Source organism: Devosia sp., from assembly GCF_028290625.1.
Taxonomy (GTDB): domain Bacteria; phylum Pseudomonadota; class Alphaproteobacteria; order Rhizobiales; family Devosiaceae; genus Devosia.
Genome location: NZ_JAQGJM010000011.1, coordinates 1 through 22,685, shown reverse-complemented (window position 1 = coordinate 22,685; position 22,685 = coordinate 1). Strand labels below are relative to the sequence as shown.

28 protein-coding genes are annotated in these 22,685 nt (G+C 62.7%); 20 read left to right on the top strand and 8 right to left on the bottom strand.

Annotated elements, in window-relative coordinates:
- Positions 1 to 3 precede the first annotated feature (3 nt).
- The 3 genes from JWR51_RS05455 to JWR51_RS05445 form a co-directional block, all read right to left on the bottom strand.
- Complete coding sequence (locus tag JWR51_RS05455) at positions 4 to 342, bottom strand: hypothetical protein (RefSeq protein ID WP_299744765.1); 339 nt, start codon at positions 340 to 342, stop codon at positions 4 to 6.
- A 105-nt stretch (positions 343 to 447) separates the two neighbouring features.
- Complete coding sequence (locus JWR51_RS05450; RefSeq protein WP_299744762.1) at positions 448 to 684, bottom strand: hypothetical protein; 237 nt, start codon at positions 682 to 684, stop codon at positions 448 to 450.
- Positions 685 to 1,096: 412 nt separating this feature from the next.
- The gene (locus JWR51_RS05445; protein WP_299744759.1) at positions 1,097 to 1,738 is read right to left on the bottom strand and encodes a carbonic anhydrase; all 642 of its coding nucleotides are present in this window, start codon (positions 1,736 to 1,738) and stop codon (positions 1,097 to 1,099) included.
- Between the two features lie 73 nt (positions 1,739 to 1,811).
- Between JWR51_RS05445 and JWR51_RS05440 the strand changes: the two genes are divergently transcribed.
- On the top strand, positions 1,812 to 2,018 hold the full coding sequence (locus JWR51_RS05440; protein ID WP_299744756.1) for a DUF1737 domain-containing protein: 207 nt from the start codon (positions 1,812 to 1,814) through the stop codon (positions 2,016 to 2,018).
- 225 nt (positions 2,019 to 2,243) lie between these two features.
- Here JWR51_RS05440 and JWR51_RS05435 read toward each other — a convergent pair whose 3' ends face one another.
- A complete protein-coding gene (locus JWR51_RS05435; protein ID WP_299744753.1) occupies positions 2,244 to 2,813 on the bottom strand; it encodes an NUDIX domain-containing protein in 570 nt (189 codons plus the stop codon).
- Positions 2,814 to 3,016: 203 nt separating this feature from the next.
- Between JWR51_RS05435 and JWR51_RS05430 the strand changes: the two genes are divergently transcribed.
- The 8 genes from JWR51_RS05430 to JWR51_RS05395 all read left to right on the top strand — a co-directional run bounded on the left by JWR51_RS05430 (position 3,017) and on the right by JWR51_RS05395 (position 7,842).
- Entirely contained in the window at positions 3,017 to 3,154 is a 138-nt protein-coding gene (locus tag JWR51_RS05430; protein ID WP_299744750.1) for a hypothetical protein, read from the top strand.
- 120 nt (positions 3,155 to 3,274) lie between these two features.
- Positions 3,275 to 3,661: a succinate dehydrogenase, cytochrome b556 subunit gene (gene sdhC / locus JWR51_RS05425; RefSeq protein WP_299744747.1), complete on the top strand. Its 387-nt coding sequence runs from the start codon at positions 3,275 to 3,277 to the stop codon at positions 3,659 to 3,661.
- Positions 3,661 to 4,053 carry a succinate dehydrogenase, hydrophobic membrane anchor protein gene (gene sdhD / locus JWR51_RS05420; RefSeq protein WP_299744744.1) on the top strand — a complete coding sequence of 131 codons (393 nt, stop codon included), beginning with the start codon at positions 3,661 to 3,663 and terminating at the stop codon, positions 4,051 to 4,053. The genes sdhC and sdhD overlap by 1 nt, the downstream gene beginning before the upstream one ends.
- Positions 4,054 to 4,057: 4 nt before the next feature.
- Positions 4,058 to 5,872, top strand: a complete 1,815-nt coding sequence (gene sdhA, locus JWR51_RS05415) for a succinate dehydrogenase flavoprotein subunit (protein ID WP_299744741.1) — start codon at positions 4,058 to 4,060, stop codon at positions 5,870 to 5,872.
- Between the two features lie 70 nt (positions 5,873 to 5,942).
- Positions 5,943 to 6,317, top strand: coding sequence for a hypothetical protein (locus tag JWR51_RS05410; RefSeq protein ID WP_299744738.1), 375 nt, complete (start codon positions 5,943 to 5,945; stop codon positions 6,315 to 6,317).
- A complete protein-coding gene (locus tag JWR51_RS05405; RefSeq protein WP_299744735.1) occupies positions 6,314 to 6,745 on the top strand; it encodes a DUF3052 domain-containing protein in 432 nt (143 codons plus the stop codon). Before JWR51_RS05410 ends, JWR51_RS05405 begins: the two co-directional genes overlap by 4 nt.
- Positions 6,742 to 7,035, top strand: coding sequence for a hypothetical protein (locus JWR51_RS05400; RefSeq protein ID WP_299744732.1), 294 nt, complete (start codon positions 6,742 to 6,744; stop codon positions 7,033 to 7,035). Before JWR51_RS05405 ends, JWR51_RS05400 begins: the two co-directional genes overlap by 4 nt.
- A gap of 24 nt (positions 7,036 to 7,059) precedes the next feature.
- Positions 7,060 to 7,842, top strand: coding sequence for a succinate dehydrogenase iron-sulfur subunit (locus JWR51_RS05395; RefSeq protein ID WP_299744729.1), 783 nt, complete (start codon positions 7,060 to 7,062; stop codon positions 7,840 to 7,842).
- A gap of 207 nt (positions 7,843 to 8,049) precedes the next feature.
- Here the strand turns inward: JWR51_RS05395 and JWR51_RS05390 are convergent, their stop codons facing one another.
- The 3 genes from JWR51_RS05390 to JWR51_RS05380 form a co-directional block, all read right to left on the bottom strand.
- Complete coding sequence (locus tag JWR51_RS05390; protein ID WP_299744726.1) at positions 8,050 to 9,579, bottom strand: hypothetical protein; 1,530 nt, start codon at positions 9,577 to 9,579, stop codon at positions 8,050 to 8,052.
- 84 nt (positions 9,580 to 9,663) lie between these two features.
- Positions 9,664 to 10,605 (bottom strand): DMT family transporter, encoded by a 942-nt coding sequence (locus JWR51_RS05385; RefSeq protein ID WP_299744724.1) that lies wholly within the window; start codon positions 10,603 to 10,605, stop codon positions 9,664 to 9,666.
- A 210-nt stretch (positions 10,606 to 10,815) separates the two neighbouring features.
- Entirely contained in the window at positions 10,816 to 11,745 is a 930-nt protein-coding gene (locus tag JWR51_RS05380; protein WP_299744721.1) for a tyrosine recombinase XerC, read from the bottom strand.
- Between the two features lie 84 nt (positions 11,746 to 11,829).
- On the opposite strand from JWR51_RS05380, the gene JWR51_RS05375 reads away from it, so the two are divergent.
- Entirely contained in the window at positions 11,830 to 12,804 is a 975-nt protein-coding gene (locus JWR51_RS05375; RefSeq protein ID WP_299744718.1) for an omptin family outer membrane protease, read from the top strand.
- A gap of 7 nt (positions 12,805 to 12,811) precedes the next feature.
- Here the strand turns inward: JWR51_RS05375 and JWR51_RS05370 are convergent, their stop codons facing one another.
- Positions 12,812 to 13,003, bottom strand: a complete 192-nt coding sequence (locus JWR51_RS05370) for a hypothetical protein (protein ID WP_299744715.1) — start codon at positions 13,001 to 13,003, stop codon at positions 12,812 to 12,814.
- Positions 13,004 to 13,225: 222 nt separating this feature from the next.
- Between JWR51_RS05370 and JWR51_RS05365 the strand changes: the two genes are divergently transcribed.
- The 10 genes from JWR51_RS05365 to JWR51_RS05320 all read left to right on the top strand — a co-directional run bounded on the left by JWR51_RS05365 (position 13,226) and on the right by JWR51_RS05320 (position 22,399).
- Entirely contained in the window at positions 13,226 to 13,558 is a 333-nt protein-coding gene (locus JWR51_RS05365; RefSeq protein WP_299744712.1) for a hypothetical protein, read from the top strand.
- A gap of 63 nt (positions 13,559 to 13,621) precedes the next feature.
- Positions 13,622 to 14,299 (top strand): L,D-transpeptidase, encoded by a 678-nt coding sequence (locus tag JWR51_RS05360; protein ID WP_299744709.1) that lies wholly within the window; start codon positions 13,622 to 13,624, stop codon positions 14,297 to 14,299.
- Between the two features lie 62 nt (positions 14,300 to 14,361).
- A complete protein-coding gene (locus tag JWR51_RS05355) occupies positions 14,362 to 16,530 on the top strand; it encodes a primosomal protein N' (protein ID WP_299744706.1) in 2,169 nt (722 codons plus the stop codon).
- A gap of 58 nt (positions 16,531 to 16,588) precedes the next feature.
- Positions 16,589 to 16,855 carry a BrnT family toxin gene (locus JWR51_RS05350; protein WP_299744703.1) on the top strand — a complete coding sequence of 89 codons (267 nt, stop codon included), beginning with the start codon at positions 16,589 to 16,591 and terminating at the stop codon, positions 16,853 to 16,855.
- Positions 16,845 to 17,153 (top strand): BrnA antitoxin family protein, encoded by a 309-nt coding sequence (locus JWR51_RS05345; RefSeq protein WP_299744700.1) that lies wholly within the window; start codon positions 16,845 to 16,847, stop codon positions 17,151 to 17,153. Before JWR51_RS05350 ends, JWR51_RS05345 begins: the two co-directional genes overlap by 11 nt.
- A gap of 229 nt (positions 17,154 to 17,382) precedes the next feature.
- A complete protein-coding gene (locus JWR51_RS05340; RefSeq protein ID WP_299744697.1) occupies positions 17,383 to 17,925 on the top strand; it encodes a F0F1 ATP synthase subunit delta in 543 nt (180 codons plus the stop codon).
- Complete coding sequence (atpA, locus tag JWR51_RS05335; RefSeq protein ID WP_299744694.1) at positions 17,925 to 19,460, top strand: F0F1 ATP synthase subunit alpha; 1,536 nt, start codon at positions 17,925 to 17,927, stop codon at positions 19,458 to 19,460. The genes JWR51_RS05340 and atpA overlap by 1 nt, the downstream gene beginning before the upstream one ends.
- An 84-nt stretch (positions 19,461 to 19,544) precedes the next feature.
- Positions 19,545 to 20,429 carry a F0F1 ATP synthase subunit gamma gene (locus JWR51_RS05330; protein ID WP_299744691.1) on the top strand — a complete coding sequence of 295 codons (885 nt, stop codon included), beginning with the start codon at positions 19,545 to 19,547 and terminating at the stop codon, positions 20,427 to 20,429.
- 21 nt (positions 20,430 to 20,450) lie between these two features.
- Entirely contained in the window at positions 20,451 to 21,887 is a 1,437-nt protein-coding gene (gene atpD / locus JWR51_RS05325; RefSeq protein WP_299744688.1) for a F0F1 ATP synthase subunit beta, read from the top strand.
- An 86-nt stretch (positions 21,888 to 21,973) separates the two neighbouring features.
- On the top strand, positions 21,974 to 22,399 hold the full coding sequence (locus tag JWR51_RS05320) for a F0F1 ATP synthase subunit epsilon (RefSeq protein ID WP_299744685.1): 426 nt from the start codon (positions 21,974 to 21,976) through the stop codon (positions 22,397 to 22,399).
- Positions 22,400 to 22,685: the final 286 nt, after the last annotated feature.

Here is a 22,685-nt window from a genome sequence, read left to right as displayed (position 1 = left end):
GGATCACTGAATCAGCGAGTCAGGCGTTTCCGGGGCGGCGTCGGCGGCCGGCGCCATGCTGTCGCTCGGGGCCAGGGTCGGGGCCGGCAGGGTTTCGGCGGCAGGAGCGCCGGCCGCGGGCTGTAGCGTGCTCAGTTCGGCCGTCGACAGACCTCCGCTGGCATCGGCGTCAGCGGTGGTGAACTCATCCTGGGCCAGATCGGGCCAGGCCACCTGGATTTCGGTAATCGACAACTCGCCATTGGCGTCGGCATCGAGATCGGCAAACGTGGTGGGTGTCTGCGCGAACGCGGCGGTAGCGGACAGGCCGAATACGGCAAGGCTCAAAGCAATCTTGTGCATATGAAATCTCCATTTAGGGGCCGCGCCAAAAAGGCCGCGGCAGGCTGAAACGATAGAGGAGCGGAGCCACCCCGGGCGTGGGGCGGCTCCGCTGGTCACGATGCCTTAAGGAGCAGGCGCCGCCACGACGGCATATTCCTCGGCGGACAGCTCGCCGCTCGCATCGGCGTCAGCGGTCTTGAAGGCGTCTTCGGTCAGCGTCGGCACAGCCGCTGAGGCTTCAGCCCAGGACACGCCCCCGCTGGCATCGGCATCCACGGTGGCGAAATCGGTCGCCGCCTGCGCAAAGGCTGCGGTGGACAGGCCGAGAACGACGAGCGACGACAGAATGATCTTCTTCATGGCGGTTAAGCTCCATGTTGGTGGAGATAAAAGCGGCACCCGGTTAGCCGGCTCCCGACGGCCCGCTCTCCTGCGGCCCGTGAGCAAGACAATGGAAGCTCAATGTGGTCCGCAGCGGCCCAAAAATTGGTGCTGATCCGGACACAATCGGGTCATTTCTGGGCAATGGATTTTTGAGGTAACTGCAAGATAAACCGAAGTTTTCTCGGCTATGGCGATATAAAACTTGCGTCCTATTGTCATTGCTCGGAATCGTGCCGGCCCGGTTATTCGGGGCGGGAAGTGCTTTTTTGTGGCAGGCAAGATTTGCTGCCCGGGGATCGGCACCCGCCGGACTATTGAGCGCTCACGGGGCCGTGAACGGGACGGGTTTTTCTGGGTGAGGCAAGTCTAGCGCCGGTGGGCGCCAGGCTCAGATCAGGGGACGCACGAAGTCGCCGGTATCGCCGTCCATGACCCAGAGTTCGCCGGTCGAGATATCGAACCAGGCGCCGTGCACGGCCAGCTTGCCGGCGGCCTCCAGCTCGGCAACGTAGGGGAAGGTCCGCAGATTGTTGATCGAGGAGCGGATGGAAATGCGCTCCAGCGCGGTCTGGCGTTCGGCGGGGGTCATCAGGTCGTTCTGGCCGACCTGATCGGGCAGGTCGCCCAGCATGGCCATCCATTTGCCGATGAAATCGCCGGCGTCGAGCGGGGTCGAATCGGTGTTGAGCGCGGCCTTGATGCCACCGCAGCGGCCATGGCCCATGATGACGATGTTCTTGATGCCCAGCGCCTTGACGGCAAACTCGATACCCGCCGAAGTACCGTGCTGGCCGCCATCGGGCTGGTAGTTCGGCACCAGGTTGGCGACGTTGCGCAGCACGAAGAGCTCGCCCGGACCCGCGTCGAAAATCGTCTCCGGGGCCGAGCGGCTATCGCAGCAGGCGATGATCATGGTGGTGGGGTTTTGGCCCTGCGCGGCCAGGTCGCGAATCCGGTCCCGTTCACGAGCATAGCGCCCGGCCATGAAATTGGCGTGACCCGTCAGCAGTTCTTCAGGAAACCGATGCATGGGCATTCGATTAGCGCTAAGAGCGGACAAGATCAACTCCGGCGCATTGGTGGGCGCCGCATTGGAGGCATGCATGCAGATTTACCGCTTCTTGTCGGGCGAGGACGATTCCAGCTTTTGCCACAAGGTAACCAAGGCATTGTCCGAAGGTTGGGCGCTGCATGGCTCGCCGAGCTACGCCTATGACGGCTTCACCAAGAAGATGCGGTGCGGGCAAGCGGTGACGCGGCTGGCCAAGGACCAGCCCTACGATCCGGACAAGAAGCTGGTGGATTTTTGAACTGTCCGAAGGGGTGCTCTTGCTGGTGCCACATACTCGGTGTCACCCCGGCGCGGGCCGGGTCTAGCCTGAGATCGCGCCACGCCCTCGTGGTTCGAGGCTCGTAAGCACTCGCACCTCACCATGAGGGCTACTGGGAATTTGAGATCTAGCAGTAGCCCTCATGGTGAGGCGGGAGCGCAGCGACCCTCGAACCACGAGGGCGTTGCACCGCCTGCCGCCGACCTACCGGTTCAGCGCCACCCATTGCAGCAGCATGATGGTCTTGGCGTCGATGATGCCGCCGCCGCGCACCATCCCCATGGCCTCATCCAGCCCCATTTCGAGCAGCTCGATTTCCTCGCCTTCCGCCTCCAACCCGCCGCCATCGGCAACTTTGGTGCCGGCGTCGTAATGGCCGACGAACAGCGACAGGCGCTCGGTCAGTGAGCCGGGGCTCATATAGGCGTCGAACAGGAATTGTACGTCGCGCGGCTGGTGGCCGGTTTCCTCCAGCGCCTCGCGCATGACGCCGACCAGCTTGTCATCGCCATCGAGCAGGCCCGCGCAGGCTTCGATCAGCCAGGCGGGATCGCCATTGAGGCTGACGGGGTAGCGGTATTGGCGGGTCAGCAGCACGGTGCGGCGGGCCGGATCGAACAGGATGATCGCCGCCGCATTGCCGTGGTCATAGACCTCGCGGCTCTGGGTGTGCCAGCTGCCATCGAGACGGCGATAGTCCAGCGTGGCGCGGGTCAGCGTGCCCCAGGCCTTGGACAGGGTCTCGATGCCGATCAGTTTGATGCGCTCGTCCATGTCCGCCCTCTCGCGTCTTCGCCGCCCATGCCAATGGCAGGCTTGGCGGCGGCCGACAAGTGCGGGGCGTGCAAGGCGGGTGAGCGCATGAATGCAAACTTAACGCGCAATTCACGCCGGGGTGGGGCGCGGCTTTGTAGGAGGGCCAACATCACGGCGACCCGGCGATAGCGGCTGGTGGCGCCACATCCCGGAGAAATTTCATGGACTATCTTGCATCCGCCATCGGCATCGCCGCTTTCACCCTGCTGATGAACCTATGGGTCCACGCCCCGGTGCAGAGCGCCGAATTGCCGCCGATTTCGGCCTCAGCCTTGGGCCTGGACTTCGCGTCGCGCTGATTGCGGCCAAAGTTTATGGCGCCATGCGTTTTACGGCTTTGATTTTGTAACATTGCGGGGCTAGAAGTCTCGAACCATTCCAAACTGTAGCGGCGCCCCGCCGCGTAACAGCGAGGCCCTATGTCGGTTCGACCCCGTCCTCTATCTCCCCACCTGCAGATTTACCGCTGGACCATCACGATGACGATGTCGATCGTGCATCGGGCCACCGGCATTGCCAATTATGCCGGCACCGCGTTCCTCGTCATCTGGCTGGCCGCCGCCGCCTGGGGGCAGGGGCCGCTCGATGTGGTCAACACTGTCTATGGCAGCTGGTTCGGCCAGTTGGTGCTGTTCCTCTACACGTGGAGCCTGGTGCATCACATGCTGGGTGGCATCCGCCATTTCATCTGGGATTTCATCCAGGGCATGGAGCCGGGGCAGCGCGAAATGCTGGCCTGGGCCAATCTTGTCCTCTCTGTCGTGCTGACACTGGCGATCTGGACCCTTTTCGTGTGGGTGGCATAATGCGCGAACAGATCATTACCCGCGACGTCATCGCCAATCCCAAGAGCAAATACGGCGACGCCAAAGCCTCCACGCGTCACTTCATCATCCAGCGCACCACCGGGGCGATCAATATCGTCTTCCTGATCCTGCTGCTCTATGTGGTGATGAAACTGGCCGGGCAGGATCGCGCCGATATGGTGGCGACCATCGGCAATGGGTGGATCGGCATTCCGCTGGCCGTGCTGCTGGTGATCGCCACGGTGCACATGCGCAACGGCATGCGCGACGTGCTCGAGGATTACTTCGCCGGGCGCGTCTATAGCCTCCTCATGATGCTCAATACCATGTTCTGCATCGTTATCGCGGCGGCTGGTGTCGCCTCGATCCTCAAACTGGTCTTCTGGGGTTAGCGCCGTGGCTTCTGCATACGAGATCATCGACCATGAATTCGATGTCGTGGTGGTGGGGGCCGGCGGCGCCGGGCTGCGCGCTACGCTGGGCATGGCCGAGCAGGGGTTCAATACCGCCTGCATCACCAAGGTATTTCCCACCCGCTCGCACACTGTCGCGGCGCAGGGCGGCATCGCGGCGTCCCTGCAGAATATGGGTCCCGACAGCTGGCAGTGGCACATGTACGATACCGTCAAGGGCTCGGACTGGCTGGGCGATAACGACGCCATGGAATACCTGGCGCGAGAAGCCCCGGCCGCCATCTATGAGCTCGAGCATTACGGCGTGCCGTTCTCGCGCACCGAAGCTGGCAAAATCTATCAGCGCCCGTTTGGCGGCCACATGACCGAATATGGCGATGGCCCGCCGGTGCAGCGCACCTGCGCCGCCGCCGATCGTACCGGCCACGCCATTCTGCACACGCTCTATGGCCAGAGCCTGCGCCACAATGCGCAGTTCTATATCGAATATTTTGCCCTCGACCTGATCATGGGCGAGAACGGCGCCTGCGAGGGCGTGATGGCCTGGAAGCTGGATGACGGCACGCTGCATCGCTTCCGCGCCAAGACCACGGTTTTGGCCACCGGCGGTTATGGCCGCTCGTATTTCTCGGCGACCTCCGCCCACACATGCACCGGCGACGGCAATGGCATGGTGGCGCGGGCCGGACTGCCGCTGCAGGACATGGAATTCGTGCAGTTCCATCCCACCGGGATCTATGGCGCTGGCGTGCTGATCACCGAAGGCGCCCGTGGCGAGGGCGGCTATCTGACGAACTCCGAAGGCGAGCGCTTCATGGAGCGCTATGCGCCCAATGCCAAGGACCTCGCATCGCGCGACGTCGTGAGCCGCTGCATGACGCTGGAAATTCGCGAAGGGCGCGGCGTGGGCCCGAAGAAGGACCACATCTACCTGCACCTCGATCATCTCGATCCGAAAGTGCTGCATGAGCGCCTGCCGGGCATTACCGAATCGGCCAAGATTTTTGCCGGCGTCGACCTGACGCGCGAGCCGATCCCGGTGCTGCCGACGGTGCATTACAATATGGGCGGCATCCCGGCCAATTATCATGGCGAAGTGCTCAATCCGACGCCGGAAAACCCCGATGCGATCGTGCCGGGGCTGATGGCCGTGGGCGAAGCCGCCTGCGCCTCGGTGCATGGCGCCAATCGCCTGGGCTCCAATTCGCTGACCGACCTCGTGGTGTTCGGCCGCGCCGCTGCGCTGCGGGCCGGTGTGGTGATGGACCGCTCGGCGCCGATCCCGGCGATCAATCCGGCACAGGACGAGAAGATCCTGGCGCGGTTCGACCGGCTGCGCAATGCCAATGGCACCAAGCCGACGGCGGCTCTGCGCGACGCCATGCAGCACACCATGCAGGAAGATGCCGCGGTGTTCCGCACCTCGGAGTCGCTGCAGTCGGGCGTCAAGCGGATGACCGAAATTTATGGCCAACTGCCCGACGTGCGGGTTAGCGATCGCTCGCTGATCTGGAATTCGGACCTGGTGGAAACGCTGGAACTGGAAAACCTGATGGCCAATGCGATGGTCACGGTGGTTTCGGCAGAAGCCCGCCACGAAAGCCGCGGCGCCCATGCGCATGAGGATTTCCCCAGCCGCGACGACGTCAACTGGCGCAAGCACACGCTGAGCTGGATCGATACCGATACCGGCGCCGTGACGCTGGGCTATCGTCCGGTCCATGTCGACCCGCTGACGCCGTTTGACCAAGGCGGGATTGATCTGAAGAAGATCGCGCCGAAGGCACGCGTTTATTGAGATGCGGATTGGGGCGGCTTTGGTCTTGGTGATGGGGATAGCGGGCACCGCGCAAGCGGTGGCCGCACCCATGAGCGAGACCGAAGTGGCCCGAGCCATGCAAGGCTGCTGGAACCAGACCGGCTGGAGCGATGAGTACATGGCGGAGGCCGCCGAGAACGGCGTTTCGGTGTCCACCCAGTTGTGCCTCAAGGGTCGCGTCGAGGGCGCGGTGACGGAGGTGATCTGTAGCACACAACACGATCTGACCCAGTGCTCAACCTCGGAAGGACAGTACGCCTTCCACGACGAAAAATTCTGGCAGGACTTCGAAGGCGTGGCCAGCAGCTGCGACATACTGCTCGATGGCCGCAAACAGCTAACGCTGAAGAACTGCGCCTGGATAGACCCGCCGCCAGAAGTAGAGCCGATCGAGGACGCGGTTTACGAGAAGGCCGAGCGATGAGCGAGGCCGCCGGTTATTCGGGCACGCCGCTGGCGCAGAAGCTTGGGCTCAAGGACGGACAGCGGGTGTTGTTCATCAATTTGCCGGAGAGCCTGAATGCGCTGCGCGTGTCGCGGCATTTCGTCGAGATGGCGCAGGCGGGGTGGGCGAGCTTCACCGATGGCGATCCGGGATATGACGTGATCCACGGGTTTACGACATCGCGGAATGAGTTGGAGACGGCCGCGAAACCATTGCTGGATAGTATCGACCGGGACGGGGCGATCTGGGTGAGCTGGCCGAAAAAGGCCAGCAAGGTGCCCACCGACATCACCGAGGACACGATCCGCGAGGTGATGTTGCCGATCGGGCTGGTGGATGTGAAGGTCTGTGCGGTCGACGCGATCTGGTCGGGCCTGAAATTGGTGATCCGGAAGGAATTGAGATGAAGACGGCGTTGGTTATCGGGCTGTTGCTGGCGGGCCTGGGCGCGAGTTCCGCGATGGCGGCGCCGCCGACTTCGGAGCAGAAGGCCGAGTTTCATGCCACCTGCATGGGCATCGCGCAGGATGAGCCGCTGTGCTCCTGCAAGGCCGAGGCGACCGACAAGCTGATCGACAGCGACTTCATGACGGTGGTGATTGCCTCCATGGGTGGCAAGACGCTCGATCCGAAATATGCGGTCCGCTACAACGACTACGTCGCGCACAGCAACCAGATCTGCAAGCCGAACTACTGAGTTTCAGGACTAGGGAATACCGAGATGGTCGAGCTGCTGCTCCCCAAGAATTCGCGGCCCGCAAAGGGCAAGACCTGGCCCAAGCCGGCCGGCGCCAAGCGGCTGCGCGAATACCACATCTATCGCTACAATCCGGACAGCGAGGATAATCCGCGCATCGATACCTATTTCGTCGATCTCGACGATTGCGGGCCGATGATTCTGGATGGCCTGCTGTGGATCAAGAACAAGGTCGATGCGACGCTGACGCTGCGCCGCTCCTGCCGCGAGGGCATTTGCGGCTCATGCTCGATGAACATCAACGGGCTGAATACCTTGGCCTGTACTAAGGGCATGGATGACTCCAGCGGACCGATCAAGATCTACCCACTGCCGCACATGCCGGTGGTCAAGGACCTGATCCCGGACCTGTCGAACTTCTACGCGCAACACCGCGCCATCGAGCCCTGGCTCAAGACCACGACGCCGGCGCCGGACAAGGAATGGACGCAGAGCGTGCCCGAGCGCGCCAAGCTCGACGGGCTCTATGAATGCATCCTCTGCGCCTGCTGCTCGACCTCGTGCCCGAGCTATTGGTGGAACGGGGAAAAGTATCTGGGACCGGCAGCTTTGCTGCAGGCCTATCGCTGGCTGATCGATTCGCGCGACCAGAGCCAGACCGAGCGGTTGGATGACCTGGAAGATCCGTTCAAGCTTTATCGCTGCCACACCATCATGAACTGTGCCAAGGTTTGCCCCAAGGGGCTGAACCCGGCCAAGGCGATTGCGGAAATCAAGAAGATGATGGTCGAACCTCGGGCCGCTTGATCTTCACGCCATGCTGGCCTGCAAACTGTGCTCTTCTGCGCTTCCGGTGCTCACGTACTTAAGTACGCTCCGCTCCGGTTCTCGAAGAGCGCAGTTTTCGACCCAGCCTGACATGAATCTCAAACGACCCGATGGGTGGTGTAAGTAAGGCGGAAACAAAAACGGCGGGACCTGGGTCCCGCCGTTTGTCGTTTGAGATCAGCCCGCTTAGTCGATCAGGATGACGGTGCCGGCTTCATACGCCTTCTTGCAGTCGTCGCGGTCGTGGCGGAGGTCGCCGTCGAGCAGCGTCGAGGCAGTGCCCGGGCCCTGGAAGCGTGGGTCGTCGCACTGGTCGTCATTGGCGTAGCTCGAGGTATTGTCGCCGAAGTTGATGCCCTTGCTGTCATAGGGAGCGCCGGCGAGATAGGCGGGATCGTAGACCGGGATGATGCTCAGGGCGCCCGATTCCACCATGGTGCGGCAATCGGTCGCGTCGTTGGAGACGTCTTCCTCGAGCAGCTTCTTGTCCATGCCGGTGCCGGTGAAGCGCTTGTCGTCGCATTCGCCGTCATTGGCATATTTGGAATTGTCGGTGCCGTATTCGAAGGCGTTGGCTTCGTTGGTCTCGCCGGCCTTCATGGTCGCATTGCCGGCTTCCACAGCGGCCTTGCAGTCGGTGGCGTCGTGCATGCGGTTTTCGGCAACCGGCTCGCTGGCAACGCCCGAACCTTCGAAGCGCGGATCGTCGCATTCCTGGTCATTGTTGTATTCGCCGCTATCGTCGCCGAAGACGATGTCGCCGGTGGCAACAACCGGAACGTCGCCGCCGTCGGTGCCGTCGTTCTTGAGGGTGATGGTGCCGGCGGTGAAGGCGGCCTGGCAATCGGTAGCGTCATGCAACTTGTCTTCGTCGAGCAACTGGCTCGCCGAGCCCGTGCCCTCGAAGCGCGGATCGTCGCATTCGCCATCCTTGGACCACTGGCTGCTGTCGTCGCCGAATTCGACATCGGCATTGGCGACCGGCGTCGTGCCGGCGTCCTTGAGGGTGATAGTACCCTTGGCAAAGGCGGCGCTGCAATCGGTGGCGTCTTTGGCGATAGCACTGTCGTCCATTTCGGAGGCCATGCCGGTGCCGTCGAAGCGCGAGTCATCGCACTCGCCGTCCTTGCTCCATTCGCTGGAGTCATCGCCGAAGTCGATATCGGTATTGTTGATGGCGACGGGGACGTCGGTGGCAGTGCCGGTGTCCTTGAGGGTGATGGTGCCCTTCTCATAGGCGGCCTTGCAATCGGTGGCGTCCTTCATCAGGTCGGCGTCGACCAGTTCGCTGGCCGAACCGGTGCCCTGGAAGCGCGGATCGTCGCACTCGCCGTCATTGTTCCATTCGCTGCTGTCGTCGCCAAAGTCGATATCGGTATTGTTGATGGCGACGGGGGCGTCGGTGGCGGTGCCAGTGTCCTTGAGGGTGATGGTGCCCTTGGCGAAGGCGGCGCTACAGTCGGTGGCGTCCTTGCTGATGGCGCTGTCGTCCATTTCGGTGGCCATGCCGCTTCCTTCGAAGCGCGAGTCGTCGCACTCACTGTCCTTGGGCCACTGGCCGCTGTCGTCGCCGAAATCGACGTCACCCGTCGTCGCCGCGGTCGTGGCGGGCGCTGTCGGTGCGCCGATCTTTTGTGCAAAGGCCGGCAGTGCCAGACCCGTGGACAGGATAAGTCCTGCCAAGGTGCACGTCAGCAGCTTTCTGGTAGCGATCATCAATGTTCTCCCAAAGGTCTGTCCATAAGGCCTGGCTGCACATTACAGCGGCTTTGCGGCGCTCAAAAGCCTTGTCCCAAAGATTTAGACTTGGCGGTTTCTTTCCTGACGCTCTGCATGGCTGAACATTACTGAACCCAGGATGACTAAGGCAGTTCCGACGGCATGGAAGACCGTAAATGGTTCCGATAAAAACACTACGGCAAAGGCAATTGTAACGATCGGGCCGAAGGCCGCGGTCGAGGAATTGGCGCGTGGCCCGATCCGCGCGATGGCAGCATTCATCAGGAACGACGGCAGCACGGTGGCAAACACGCCCAGGCCTAGTCCATAGACCCACACCATGTGCGGCAGATGAACGAAGGCATCGGGGCCGCCGATGACCATGCTCTGGGCGATGGCGCAGACGGCCGCGGTCGACATGCCGATACAGGTGAACAGGCCCGTGCCCATCTGGCGCATGCGGCCCTTGGCGAACAATTGATAGAAGGCAAAGGTGACGGCGGCAGTCAGCACCAGCAACGTGCCATGCAGCAGGCCGTCGGGCTGGTCCAAAAAGCTCCAACCGAAGATCAGCACGATGCCCCCATAGGCCACCAGCATGCCGGGCACGATGCGCCAGTCGAACTTTTCGCGGAAAAACAGCGCGCCGAACAGCACCACGAAGAACGGATAGGTGAACAGCACCAGCCGTCCATATTGGGCGGTGATGTAGTTCAGCGCGGCGAAATCGAGATAGCTGGAAACGTAATAGCCCAGGATGCCGGTGGCCATGGCGGGCAGCACCAGGGTCGGCGTCAGCTTGGCCCTCAGTTCGGGCTGGCGGCGCAGTAGCACGAAAAAGATGACCACATAGACCGGCAGCGCCACCAGCATACGCAAGGCGAGCAGGGTCTCTGTCGGCGCGCCCTGCGCATAAGCGAGCTTGATCAGGATGGATTTTGACGAGAACAGGATGGCCCCGCCAACCGCGAAGGCATAGCCAAGGGGATCGGTGGCGCTGGGGACTGCGGCAGGCGATGACATTATGTGAAGTCCTGGAAGGACCCGCCTGTAGCACACCGGAGCGCCACGAGGGCGGGCCGGTGAACATGATCGCTTAGGTCGTCAGCGCTCGGTCCGGGCCCGAAGGGTGCCAGAAAGCCAGATCGTAAGGAGGAGATTGGCGGACGAGTGCATGGCAGCTTGGTAGCATTGCGCGGCCGCGACTGTAAAGCCAATAGGATGCTAATCAATTCAGCCGCGCGGATGGGCCTTGCGATAGCTGTCGAGCAGGCGGTCGGTATCGACGGCGGTATAGATCTGGGTGGTGGACAGCGAGGCGTGACCGAGCAATTCCTGAATGGCGCGCAGGTCGCCGCCCCGGCTGAGCAGGTGGGTGGCAAAGGAATGGCGCAGCGCATGCGGGGTGGCCGAAGGCGGCAGGCCGAGCCCACTGCGGAGCTTGACGACGCGAAGCTGGATCAGGCGCGGCGACAGCACGCCGCCCTTGATGCCGCGAAACAGCGGCTCTTCGGGCCAAAGCTTGAACGGGCAGTGCTCGAGATAGGTATCGATGGACCGGCGAACGGCGTCGATCAGCGGCACGAGGCGGATTTTGCCGCCCTTGCCGGTGACGCGGAGCGCTGTGTCTTCGAGATCGCCGCGGGTGACGGCCAGCGCTTCGGAAATGCGCAGGCCCGCGCCGTAGCACAGCGAGAGTACGGCCATGTCGCGGGCGGCGACCCAAGGGGCTTCATTCTGGTCAGCCGTGGCGGTGGTGACACTGCGCGCCTCGATCACCGTCAGTGCCTTGGGCAGCGAGCGGGCCAACTTGGGCGTGCGGATGATGTTGAGCGCTTCGGTAGCGACCACGCCTTCGCGCTCGAGGAAGCGGAAAAAGGATTTGAGCGCGGACAGGACGCGGGCCAATGAGCGGGAGCCCAGGCTATCATTGCGGCGCTGGGCCATGAAGGCGCGGATGTCGGCGCCGCGCAGTTCTCGGAATGTCGTCAAGGTGACGGGGCCGCCGGTGTGGGCGCAGAGAAAGGTCAGGAACTGGTCGAGATCGCGGCTATAGGCCTCGAGCGTATTGTCGGCCAGGCGGCGCACGGAGCCGAGGTCGCGCTGCCAGAGATTGATCTGGGCGCGAACGGTTTCATCGGTGGCAAAGGCAGAATCGGCCATGGCCCGTAGTCTCGGCGTAGCTGGTAAAGCGTTGTTTAACGCCACAATGGCTTTATACACGAGGTAGGAGGCCATGGAGCACCAATGCCCATAATGCTGCGATCATCATGGCGATATGGTGCCGGGCTGGCGCTAGCGCTGGGCTGCGCCCCTGCGCTGGCGCAGGATATCGGCAGCGGGACGCTGGACGATCGCGTGGTGTTTTCGGCCAGCATCGGGGCCATGAACCTGCAAGCCAATGAATTCGTGTTCGACGGCAATCACACACTGAGCCAGTTGACCTGGCAAAGCACGGCGCCGGTCTTGCGCAGTGGCGCTGTTGTGCAGCTCGGCAATGGTTTCACGCTCAAGGCCGAGGGCGCGCTGGCGCTATCGGGCAGCTCCTACATGGAAGACTATGACTGGCAGGATTATGACGGCGCCGGTCCCTTCGTGCCGGGCGATGGCCCCGATGATTGGACCGATCGCAGCCAGCATCCCGATACACAACTGGATTATTTCGCCAGCGCTAGCGCGGCTTTAGGCTACGATCTGGTGCGGGGCGAGGCCGGCTCGATCAATCTCAATGGCGGGCTGCAATATAGCGACGTGCAATGGACGGCATCCGGCGGCAGCGCGCTCTACAGCACAGGCGGGTTTCGCAACAATAGTTTCGACATTCCAGCGGGGCCGGCGGCCACCTACCGGCAGCAATTGCCGTCGGTGTTTGCCGGCGTCGACGGGCAGATGGACAATGGCAGGCTGCATTTGGGCGGTATGTTGCGCGCCGGGGTGACGGTGTTCGGCCGCTCGACCGATGAGCATTGGCAGCGTGACCTGCGGTTTTCCGATGCACTCAATATCGCGCCGACGCTGGCAATTGGCGCCAATGCGGCGTTCGATTTAGGCCCCACATCGCAGGTATTCTTAGCGGCGCGCTACAATCAGGTGTTCACCACCCGTGCCACCAGCGACGTGCGCGACACCAACACCGGCGCATTGGTGTTTCATGGCAGCAATAGTGGCGGGCTGGACCTGCGCACGATCGACATAACGGCAGGTCTAAAAGCCAGCTTCTAGGTGAAACTCAGCGACCGCGTGGGACGAATTCGCGATCCTGGCTCGGCTCCAGGCCGATATCGGCGTAAAGCCAGGTCGGCAAGGGCTGCGGCTTGCGCTGGCGCTTCATAGCCGCCACCAGCATTTCGTAAAGACTGGCTCGTTCGGCAATGGCAGTCAGTTCATTTGTGGCGGGCAGACGATCGGTCATGGCGGTCATGACATCCTCCTTTGCTTGGAGAATGAGCATGCGCCGAACTGCTGTCAGACCCTGTCAGCAGGTTTTAGGATCGCAGCATTGCGGCGAAAACCGACGCCTGCTGCCTTGGCATGGTGCTTTCTGTAGCCAATTTGCACCACTGCACGCTGGGACGCCGCTAGGCCGCTACACGGCAGCGTGACCGACCTTTCATGGCGCAAGGGCACACTGTAGAGGGGAAGTATGACGCGTTTCCTCAGCATTTTGGCCCTGATCATGGCACTGGTTGCCCTGAGCGCACCCAGCGTTTCGCTGGGCGCGGGCGTGCGGGGACCGATATGGACGTCAATTCCCAGCGATAGCGCAGTGTCCGAACCGGCGTCGGACCGGATCGTGGTGGGGTGCCACCTTGTGGGCGGCAAGCGCCTGCTGCCCTGTCATCCTGACCTGGGCGTGATGGCGACCTCGGTTTCGACTGTTCGGCCATCGACCGGCCATCAGCTCCCACGGGGCACGGTGCCATCGCTGACGGCGGTGACGCCCGAGGCCGAATTGCCGCCGCCCAGGCTGGGCTGAGCCGCAAGTCAGCTTCACTATTTTCCTTTTCGCGGCCGCCTGGCCGCTCATCCGAGTATTCACATGATCAATGTTTCTCTTGGCCGCCGCCAGTTTCTGGCGAGCGCTGCCAGCCTATCGGCACTGGCCTTGGCAGGCTGCGCCACCACCACGCCGCAACGTCTTGTGGTGGCCGCCGCACCGCCGCGTCACGCGGTGCCGCCCGATGTGCAGATGATGTACGGCCCGCTCGAAGACGAGGGTTATTCCCTCCGCGCCGCCGATATGACGCTGGTTGACCCGCTGTACTGGCGCCAGCAGCTTGTCGATCCCACCGGCGAAAAGCCCGGCACGGTCGTGGTCGATACCGCCAACCGGTTCCTCTACCATGTGGGCGATGCCGGCATGGCGACGCGCTATGGCGTCGGCATCGGGCGTGACGGCTTTGCGTGGGCCGGGCGCGCCCATATCGCCTACAAGAAGAAGTGGCCGACCTGGACGCCGCCATCCGAAATGATCGACCGCCAACCGGAGCTGGAGCAATACCGTCACGGCATGGAGCCGGGGATCGGTAATCCGCTCGGCGCGCGGGCGATGTACATCCACCAGGGGCAGGTCGATACCATCTATCGTATCCACGGCAATCCCGATGAGACCAGCATCGGCAAGGCTGTGTCGAGCGGCTGCGTGCGGCTGCTACAGCAGGACGTGATCCATCTGGCCGATTCGGTGAAAACCGGCTCGATCCTGGTGGTGATGTAGAGGGCGGCTCGTAGAATCACTGCGCAATCCCTATCTTTGCGCAGTGAACAAAGCGGGTACTGATGCTGGATCGTCCGGACATTGTTGCGGTGATGGTAGGAGTGGCGGTCGAGGGGCCGTATTCCTATCGTGTGCCTGCGGGCATGAGCGTGACGCGCGGCTCGATCGTCGCGGTACCGCTGGGGCCGCGGCTGACACTGGGCGTGGTTTGGGGCCCGCCCAAGGACAATTTCGCCCATAACCGGCTCAAGGACATTGGCTATGCCTATGAGGTGCCGCCGCTCAGCGAGGAATTGCTGAAGCTGGTGGAATGGGTGGCGCGCTATACGCTGGCGCCCCCGGGGCAGGTGCTGCGGGCGGTGCTGCGTTCCAGCGAGGCGCTGGACGCGCCCAAGCCTGTAGTGGCGTTTCGCCGAACCGGGTTCGAGCCGGAAAAGCTGACTCCGGCGCGGTTACGAGTGCTCGACGTGCTCAATGACGATATGGCCTGGCCCAAGCCGGCACTGATCGGCGCGGCCGGGGTTTCGCTCTCGGTGATCGAGGGGCTGGAGCGGGCCGGGGCGGTGGAGCGGCTGGAAATGGCGCCGCCACCGATCGTATTGCCACCAGATCCGGATAGTGCGGTTGCCACGCTCAATGTCGAGCAACAAGCGGCGCTGGACCAGATCACGGCGCTCGATCCGCATGCTTTTGGCGTGGCCCTGCTCGATGGGGTAACGGGTGGCGGCAAGACCGAGGTATTTTTCGAGGCGGTGGCCGACACCTTGCGGGCCGGGCGGCAAGCGCTGATCCTGCTGCCGGAGATCGCGCTGACGCATACCTTCCTCGAGCGGTTCACCAAGCGGTTTGGCACAAGGCCTGCCGAGTGGCATTCTGACATGACGCCGGTGCAGCGTGGCAAGGTGTGGCGCGGCGTGCTGGACGGCAAGGTGCGGGCGGTGGTGGGGGCGCGTTCGGCGCTGTTCCTGCCGTTTCGCGAACTGGGCATGCTGGTGCTCGATGAAGAGCATGACGGCGCCTACAAGCAGGCCGAGGGCGTCAACTATCACGCGCGTGACATGGCGGTGGTGCGGGCGCACCTGGCCAATGCGCGGGTGATCCTGTCCTCGGCGACGCCGTCGGTCGAGACGCGCAACAATGCCAATGTGGGCCGCTACGCGCATGTGCTGCTGACCTCGCGCTTTGCCGAGGCAGCGATGCCCAATATCACCACCATCGACATGCGTGTCGACGGGCCGGAAAAGGGCCAATGGATCGCCCCGCAACTGGCGCGCGAAGTGTTTTCGGCGATCGAGCGGGGCGAGCAGGCGCTGCTGTTCCTCAACCGGCGCGGTTATGCGCCACTGACACTGTGTCGCGCCTGCGGGCATCAATATCAGTGTCCCGATTGCTCGGCCTGGATGGTGGAGCACCGGTTCCGGGGCGTGCTGATGTGTCATCATTGCGGGCACGAAGTGCGCACGCCAAAAGTGTGCGGCAAGTGCGGCGAGGCCGATACGCTGACCGCGGTTGGGCCGGGGATCGAGCGGGTGGCCGAGGAGGCCGCGGCGCGGTTTCCCGATGCGCGGCGCGTGATCCTGTCCTCGGACATGGGCAGCAATGCGCAATTGCGCGACCGATTTGTCGAAATCGAAAAGGGCGAGTTCGACCTGATTATCGGCACCCAGCTGGTGTCCAAGGGGCACCATTTCGAAAAGCTCAGCGTGGTGGGTGTGCTGGATGCCGATCTGGGGCTGGCGCATGGCGATCCGCGCGCGGGGGAAAAGACGTTCCAGATTTTGACCCAGGTGGCGGGGCGGGCCGGGCGCGCGTCACGCACCGGCAAGGCTTTTTTGCAGACCTACCATCCCGACCATCCGGTCATGAAGGCGATGGTTAGCGGGGATCGTGAGGCGTTCTACGCGCACGAACTGCTGGCGCGCGAGGCCGGTGGCCTGCCGCCATTCGGGCGACTGGCAGCGCTGATCGTCTCCGCCAACGAGCATGACGCCGCCATGGGGTTTGCCAAGAAGCTGCTATCGGCCGCCCCGATGGCGGACGGGGTAAAACTGTTCGGCCCAGCCGATGCGCCTGTCGCCATGGTGCGCGGGCGCCATCGAGTGCGGCTCCTGGCGCAGAGTGGCAAGGATTTCGATTTGTCGGGCTATGTCCGGTTCTGGCTCGGATCGGCTGAGAAGGTGACCGGCAACCTGCGCGTGCAGGTGGATATTGATCCGATGAGCTTTATGTAATTTTCGTATATACGAAAATTGACGGACGCATAGCCTGGGACTACATTGAGGGGGCTCGATGGAATTCGAATGGGACGAGGCGAAGAACCGGTCGAACCAGATCAAGCATGGCGTGGCGTTTGCGCTAGCGGAGACGTTCGGATGGAGCGAAGCGATTATCGAAGTCGATGATCGCAGAGATTACGGTGAAGAGCGGCTCGTCGCTCACGGTTTTGCTGACGATGGGTTCGGCTACCACATCGCTTTCACCATACGTGTCGATGTCGTTCGAATTATCAGCGCCCGACGGTTCAACAGCAAGGATTACCAGCGCTATGGAACGTGATCCCAGAGCTCTTGGCGAGAAACCAGAGGCTCCTGAATACGGAACACCTGATGACGACCTGCCGGAACTGACACATGCGGCAATCGCCCGATCACGTCCCGCTCGTGAGTTTTTTGCCGAGCGGGGACTGCCGATGCCTGGTCGTCCACCCTCGGCAGATAAAAAGGTCGCAGTGAGTATCCGACTTGATCCCAAGATTGTTGCTTATTTCCGGGGTACGGGGGCCGGGTGGCAAACGCGGCTGAACGACATGCTGGGCGAAGCGATCAAGGCCGAGAAGGACGAGAGCGGGCAATAGGGCTCGCCACGCCCCCTGCGACACTTTCACCGCGCGGGAATCTCTGCCCCAAGCCTTGCAAGCCGCGCGACGCTCGTGTTAGAGCGGGCGCGACTTTGAAGGGGTCTCCAGACGGCCCCTTTCTCATAAAAACAACAAGCGTCAGCGACCGCCTGGATTCCTTCGAGTTTTGGACGAAGAGGCAGGCGGCAACCAAGAGGGTGATGCGGCATTGGCAGCGCAGAATTCAGTGCTTGTGCAGATCGCACGACCTTACGCGTCGGCGCTGTTCGATCTCGCTGAGAGCGAGAACCAGTTGGCGTCCGTCGAGACGTCGCTATCCGATATTTCCCGGCTGATCGGGGAGAGCGAAGATTTCGCCCGCTTCCTGCGCTCCCCGGTGATCACCGGCGATGCCAAGGCAGGCGCGCTCGATGCGCTGCTGGCCAAGGCCAACACCAACGCGCTGGTTGCCAATTTCCTCAAGCTGGTCGCCAAGAACGGGCGCCTGTTCGCGCTCGATCAGATCATCATCGGCTTCCGCGAACTCGCCGCCAAGGCGCGTGGCGAAGTCACGGCCGACGTGACTTCGGCGACGCCACTGACCGGCGCGCAGGTCGCTGACCTCGCCGCGACGCTCAAGGCCAAGATCGGCAAGACCGTCACGCTCAACCAATTCGTCGACTCCTCCTTGATTGGCGGCCTTCAGGTGAAGGTCGGCAGCCAGATGATCGACAGCTCCCTCAAGACAAAACTCGCTGCGATGAAGATCGCCATGAAAGAGGTCGGATAATGGACATCAAAGCCGCGGAAATTTCTGCGATCCTCAAGGACCAGATCAAGAATTTCGGCCAGGAAGCCCAGGTTTCCGAAGTCGGCCAGGTGCTCAGCGTTGGTGACGGTATCGCCCGCGTTTATGGCCTGGACAAGGTGCAGGCCGGTGAGCTCGTCGAGTTCCCGGGCGGCATCAAGGGCATGGCGCTGAACCTCGAAACCGACAATGTCGGCGTCGTGATTTTCGGCAATGACCGTTCGATCAAGGAAGGTGACGTCGTCAAGCGCACCGGCTCGATCGTGGACACTCCAGTCGGCAAGGGCCTGCTTGGCCGCGTCGTCGATGGTCTCGGCAATCCGATCGATGGCAAGGGCCCGATCGAGCACACCGAACGCCGCCGCGTCGACGTCAAGGCACCGGGCATCCTGCCGCGCAAGTCGGTGCATGAGCCGATGTCGACCGGCCTCAAGGCCATCGATGCGCTGATCCCCGTCGGCCGTGGCCAGCGCGAGCTGATCATTGGTGACCGCCAGACCGGCAAGTCGGCGATCATTCTTGACACTTTCCTCAACCAGAAGCCGGCCCACGACGCCAATGCGTCGGAAACCGACAAGCTGTATTGCATCTATGTCGCCATCGGCCAGAAGCGTTCGACCGTGGCACAGTTCGTGCGCCAGCTCGAAGAAGCCGGCGCGCTGCAGTATTCGGTCGTCATCGCCGCAACTGCGTCCGATCCGGCACCGCTCCAGTACATCGCGCCGTTCACCGGCTGCGCCATCGGCGAATTCTTCCGCGACAACGGCATGCATGCCGTGATCGCCTATGACGATCTGACCAAGCAGGCCGTTGCCTACCGCCAGATGTCGCTGCTGCTGCGTCGTCCGCCGGGCCGCGAAGCCTATCCGGGCGACGTGTTCTACCTGCATTCGCGCCTGCTGGAACGCGCCGCCAAGCTGAACGAAGCTCACGGTTCGGGCTCGCTGACCGCTCTGCCGGTGATCGAGACCCAGGCCAACGACGTGTCGGCTTATATCCCGACCAACGTGATTTCGATCACCGACGGCCAGATCTTCCTCGAGACCAACCTGTTCTTCCAGGGCATCCGTCCTGCCGTGAACGTCGGTCTGTCGGTGAGCCGCGTGGGTTCGTCCGCTCAGGTCAAGGCGATGAAGCAGGTTGCGGGCTCGCTCAAGGGCGAACTTTCGCAGTATCGCGAAATGGCCGCCTTTGCTCAGTTCGGTTCCGATCTGGATGCTTCGACCCAGCGTCTGCTTAATCGCGGTGCGCGCTTGACCGAGCTGCTCAAGCAGCCCCAGTTCAGCCCGCTCAAGATGGAAGAGCAGGTCGCGGTGATCTTCGCCGGTGCCAACGGCTATCTCGACAGCCTGCCGGTCAACAAGGTCGCCGACTTCGAAAAGTCGGTGCTGTCGGCCCTGCGTGGCAAGTATGCGGCCCTGCTGGGCACCATCGCTGCCGACAAGGCGCTGTCCGATGACACGCGTGCGCAGCTCAAGGCAGCGCTCGACGAAGTCAAGAAGAGCTACGCGGCTTAGTTCGTCGTCGCGTGATTGCACGGCAAAAGTGGAACCCACTTTTGCCGGTCACGCTCCGAAGGCCACATAAGGAGCAGGGGCCCCATGGCTTCGCTGAAGGACCTCAAGAACCGAATCGACTCGGTCAAGTCGACGCAGAAGATCACCAAGGCCATGCAGATGGTCGCGGCGGCTAAGCTGCGCCGTGCCCAGGATGCGGCCCAGGCTGCGCGCCCCTATGCCGAGCGCATGGAAAAGGTGCTGGCAGCGCTTGGTGCGGTCTATGACGGCCAGGCCAATGCTCCGGTCCTGCTGGGCGGCAATGGCAAGGACCAGGTGCATCTGCTGATCGTGGCGACCGGCGAGCGCGGCCTTGCTGGCGGCTTCAATTCCTCGATCGCCCGTCTGGCGCGCGAGCATGCGGCCAAGCTGATCGGCCAGGGCAAGACGGTCAAGATGCTGACGGTCGGCCGCAAGGGTCACGAAATCCTGCGCCGGCAATATCCGGACAATATCGTCGACACCTTCAATTTCCGCGAGATCAAGCAGGTCGGGTTTGCCCAGGCCAGCCAGGTCGCCGAAAAGGTGCTGGCGATGTTCGCCGCTGGCGAATTCGACGTGGCGACGCTGTTCTTCGCGCGCTTCCAGTCGGTGATCAGCCAGGTGCCGACGGCGCTGCAGATCATCCCGGCAAAGCTGCCCGTCAAGGGCGAAGGCGAGGCTGCGACCGCCGCCATCCCCTACGAATACGAGCCCAGCGAAGAGGCGATCGTCGAAGACCTGCTGCCGCGCAATATCTCGGTGCAGATCCTGCGGGCACTGCTGGAAAACAGCGCCTCGTTCTATGGCGCGCAGATGTCCGCGATGGACAATGCGACCCGGAACGCCGGCGAAATGATCGGTCAGCTGCAGCTGAGCTACAACCGCCAGCGCCAGGCCCAGATCACCAAAGAACTCATCGAAATCATTTCGGGCGCGGAAGCGCTCTAACTCTCAAGCGAGGACCAACAAATGGCAGACAAAAAGGCCGGTCGCGTATCGCAGGTCATCGGCGCCGTGGTCGACGTCGTATTCGACGACCACCTGCCCGCGATCCTCAATGCGCTGGAAACCTACAACAATGGCCAGCGCCTCGTGCTGGAAGTAGCCCAGCATCTGGGCGAAAACGCCGTGCGCACCATTGCTATGGACACCACCGAAGGCTTGGTGCGCGGCGCCGAAGTGACCGATCTGGGCACTGCCATCATGGTGCCGGTTGGTGAAGCAACCCTCGGCCGTATCATGAACGTCATCGGCGAGCCGATCGACGAAGCCGGCCCGATCGGCGAAACCGACAAGCGCGAAATCCACCAGGATGCGCCGTCATTCGCTGAGCAGAACCCGGAAAGCCAGGTTCTGGTCACCGGCATCAAGGTCGTGGACCTGATCGCTCCTTACGCACGTGGCGGTAAGATCGGCCTGATGGGCGGCGCCGGCGTGGGCAAGACCGTGCTGATCCAGGAACTGATCAACAACGTCGCCAAGGCGCATGGTGGTTACTCGGTGTTCGCAGGCGTCGGTGAACGCACCCGCGAAGGCAACGATCTCTATCACGAAATGATCGAATCGGGCGTGAACAAGGACCCGCATGAGAACGGTGGCTCGGCCGCTGGTTCCAAGTGCGCCCTCGTGTTCGGCCAGATGAACGAGCCCCCTGGTGCCCGTGCCCGCGTGGCGCTGACCGGTCTGACCGTTGCGGAAAACTTCCGCGACCAGGGCCAGGATGTGCTGTTCTTCGTGGACAACATCTTCCGCTTCACCCAGGCCGGCGCCGAAATGTCGGCTCTGCTGGGTCGTATCCCCTCCGCGGTGGGTTACCAGCCGACGCTGGCGACCGACATGGGCGCGATGCAGGAACGCATCACGACGACGAACAAGGGTTCGATCACCTCGGTGCAGGCCGTGTTCGTGCCCGCCGACGATTTGACCGACCCGGCGCCGGCTTCTTCGTTCGCGCACCTTGATGCAACCACCGTGCTGAACCGCGCCATCTCGGAAAAGGGCATCTACCCGGCCGTCGATCCGCTGGATTCGACCTCGCGCATGCTCGATGCCTCGATCGTTGGCGAAGAGCACTACAACACCGCCCGCCGCGTGCAGGAAATCCTGCAGCGCTACAAGTCGCTGCAGGACATCATCGCCATCCTCGGCATGGACGAACTCAGCGAAGAAGACAAACTGACCGTGGCGCGCGCCCGCAAGATCGAGCGCTTCATGAGCCAGCCGTTCTTCGTGGCCGAGGCGTTTACCGGCACTTCGGGCGTGTTCGTCGCCATCGAAGATACCATCAAGGGCTTTGCGGGCCTGGTTGCCGGCGATTACGACCATCTGCCGGAATCGGCGTTCTACATGGTCGGCACCATCGAAGATGCCGTCAAGAAGGCGCAGAAGCTCGCCGCCGCGGCCTAAGCTGCCGCCCAAGCTACTGCACTGAACTTTTGGGAGAGGCCGCAAGCGGCCTTTCCTTTCCAATACGCTTCCAGGGACCCAAAGACATGGCCGAAGGCATCAAGATCGAAATCGTTTCGCCCGAGCGCCTGGTGCTGTCGGATGACGTCCGTTCGGTGACCATTCCCGGACGCGAAGGCTATTTCTCGGTGATGGGCGACCACGCACCGCTGATGACGACGCTGAAGCCCGGCTTCATCACCGTGACCGGCAATGACGGCGTCTCGCGCACCTTCTACGTGCGCGGCGGCTTTGCCGACGTCTCCCCCGAGGGGCTCACGGTGCTTGCCGAGGAAGCCAGCGGCTATGCCGATTTCGATCGCGCCGCCATCCAGACGGCGCTGAGCGAAGCCCAGGCCGAACTCGCTGCCGCTCCGACCCCCGAGGCGCGGACGTTTGCGCAGGAATTGGTGAGTGGCTGGCTTAACCTGATGCTGGAAGCCGAGCATTTGAACCAAGGCCATATTCACTAGGGTCAGTGCCAGGCAGCGGGTGCACCACGCCCGTGGTTCCCTTCTCCCCTTGAGGGAGAAGGTGCCCGGAAGGCGGATGAGGGGTCCTCTTGGGGCCTGTCACTGAGTCACACACCCCTCGAGTCTGCAGGACGGGGTCGTGCGCTCGCTGCGCCGTGGTTCGCTCTCATTCCAGCGCGGCGGCAACCAGCGCTCGCGCGTGCAATTCCGTCGTGTCGTAGACCGGCAGCGGGCTGACGCTGTCGTCGACCAGCATGCCGATTTCGGTGCAGCCGAGGATCACGGC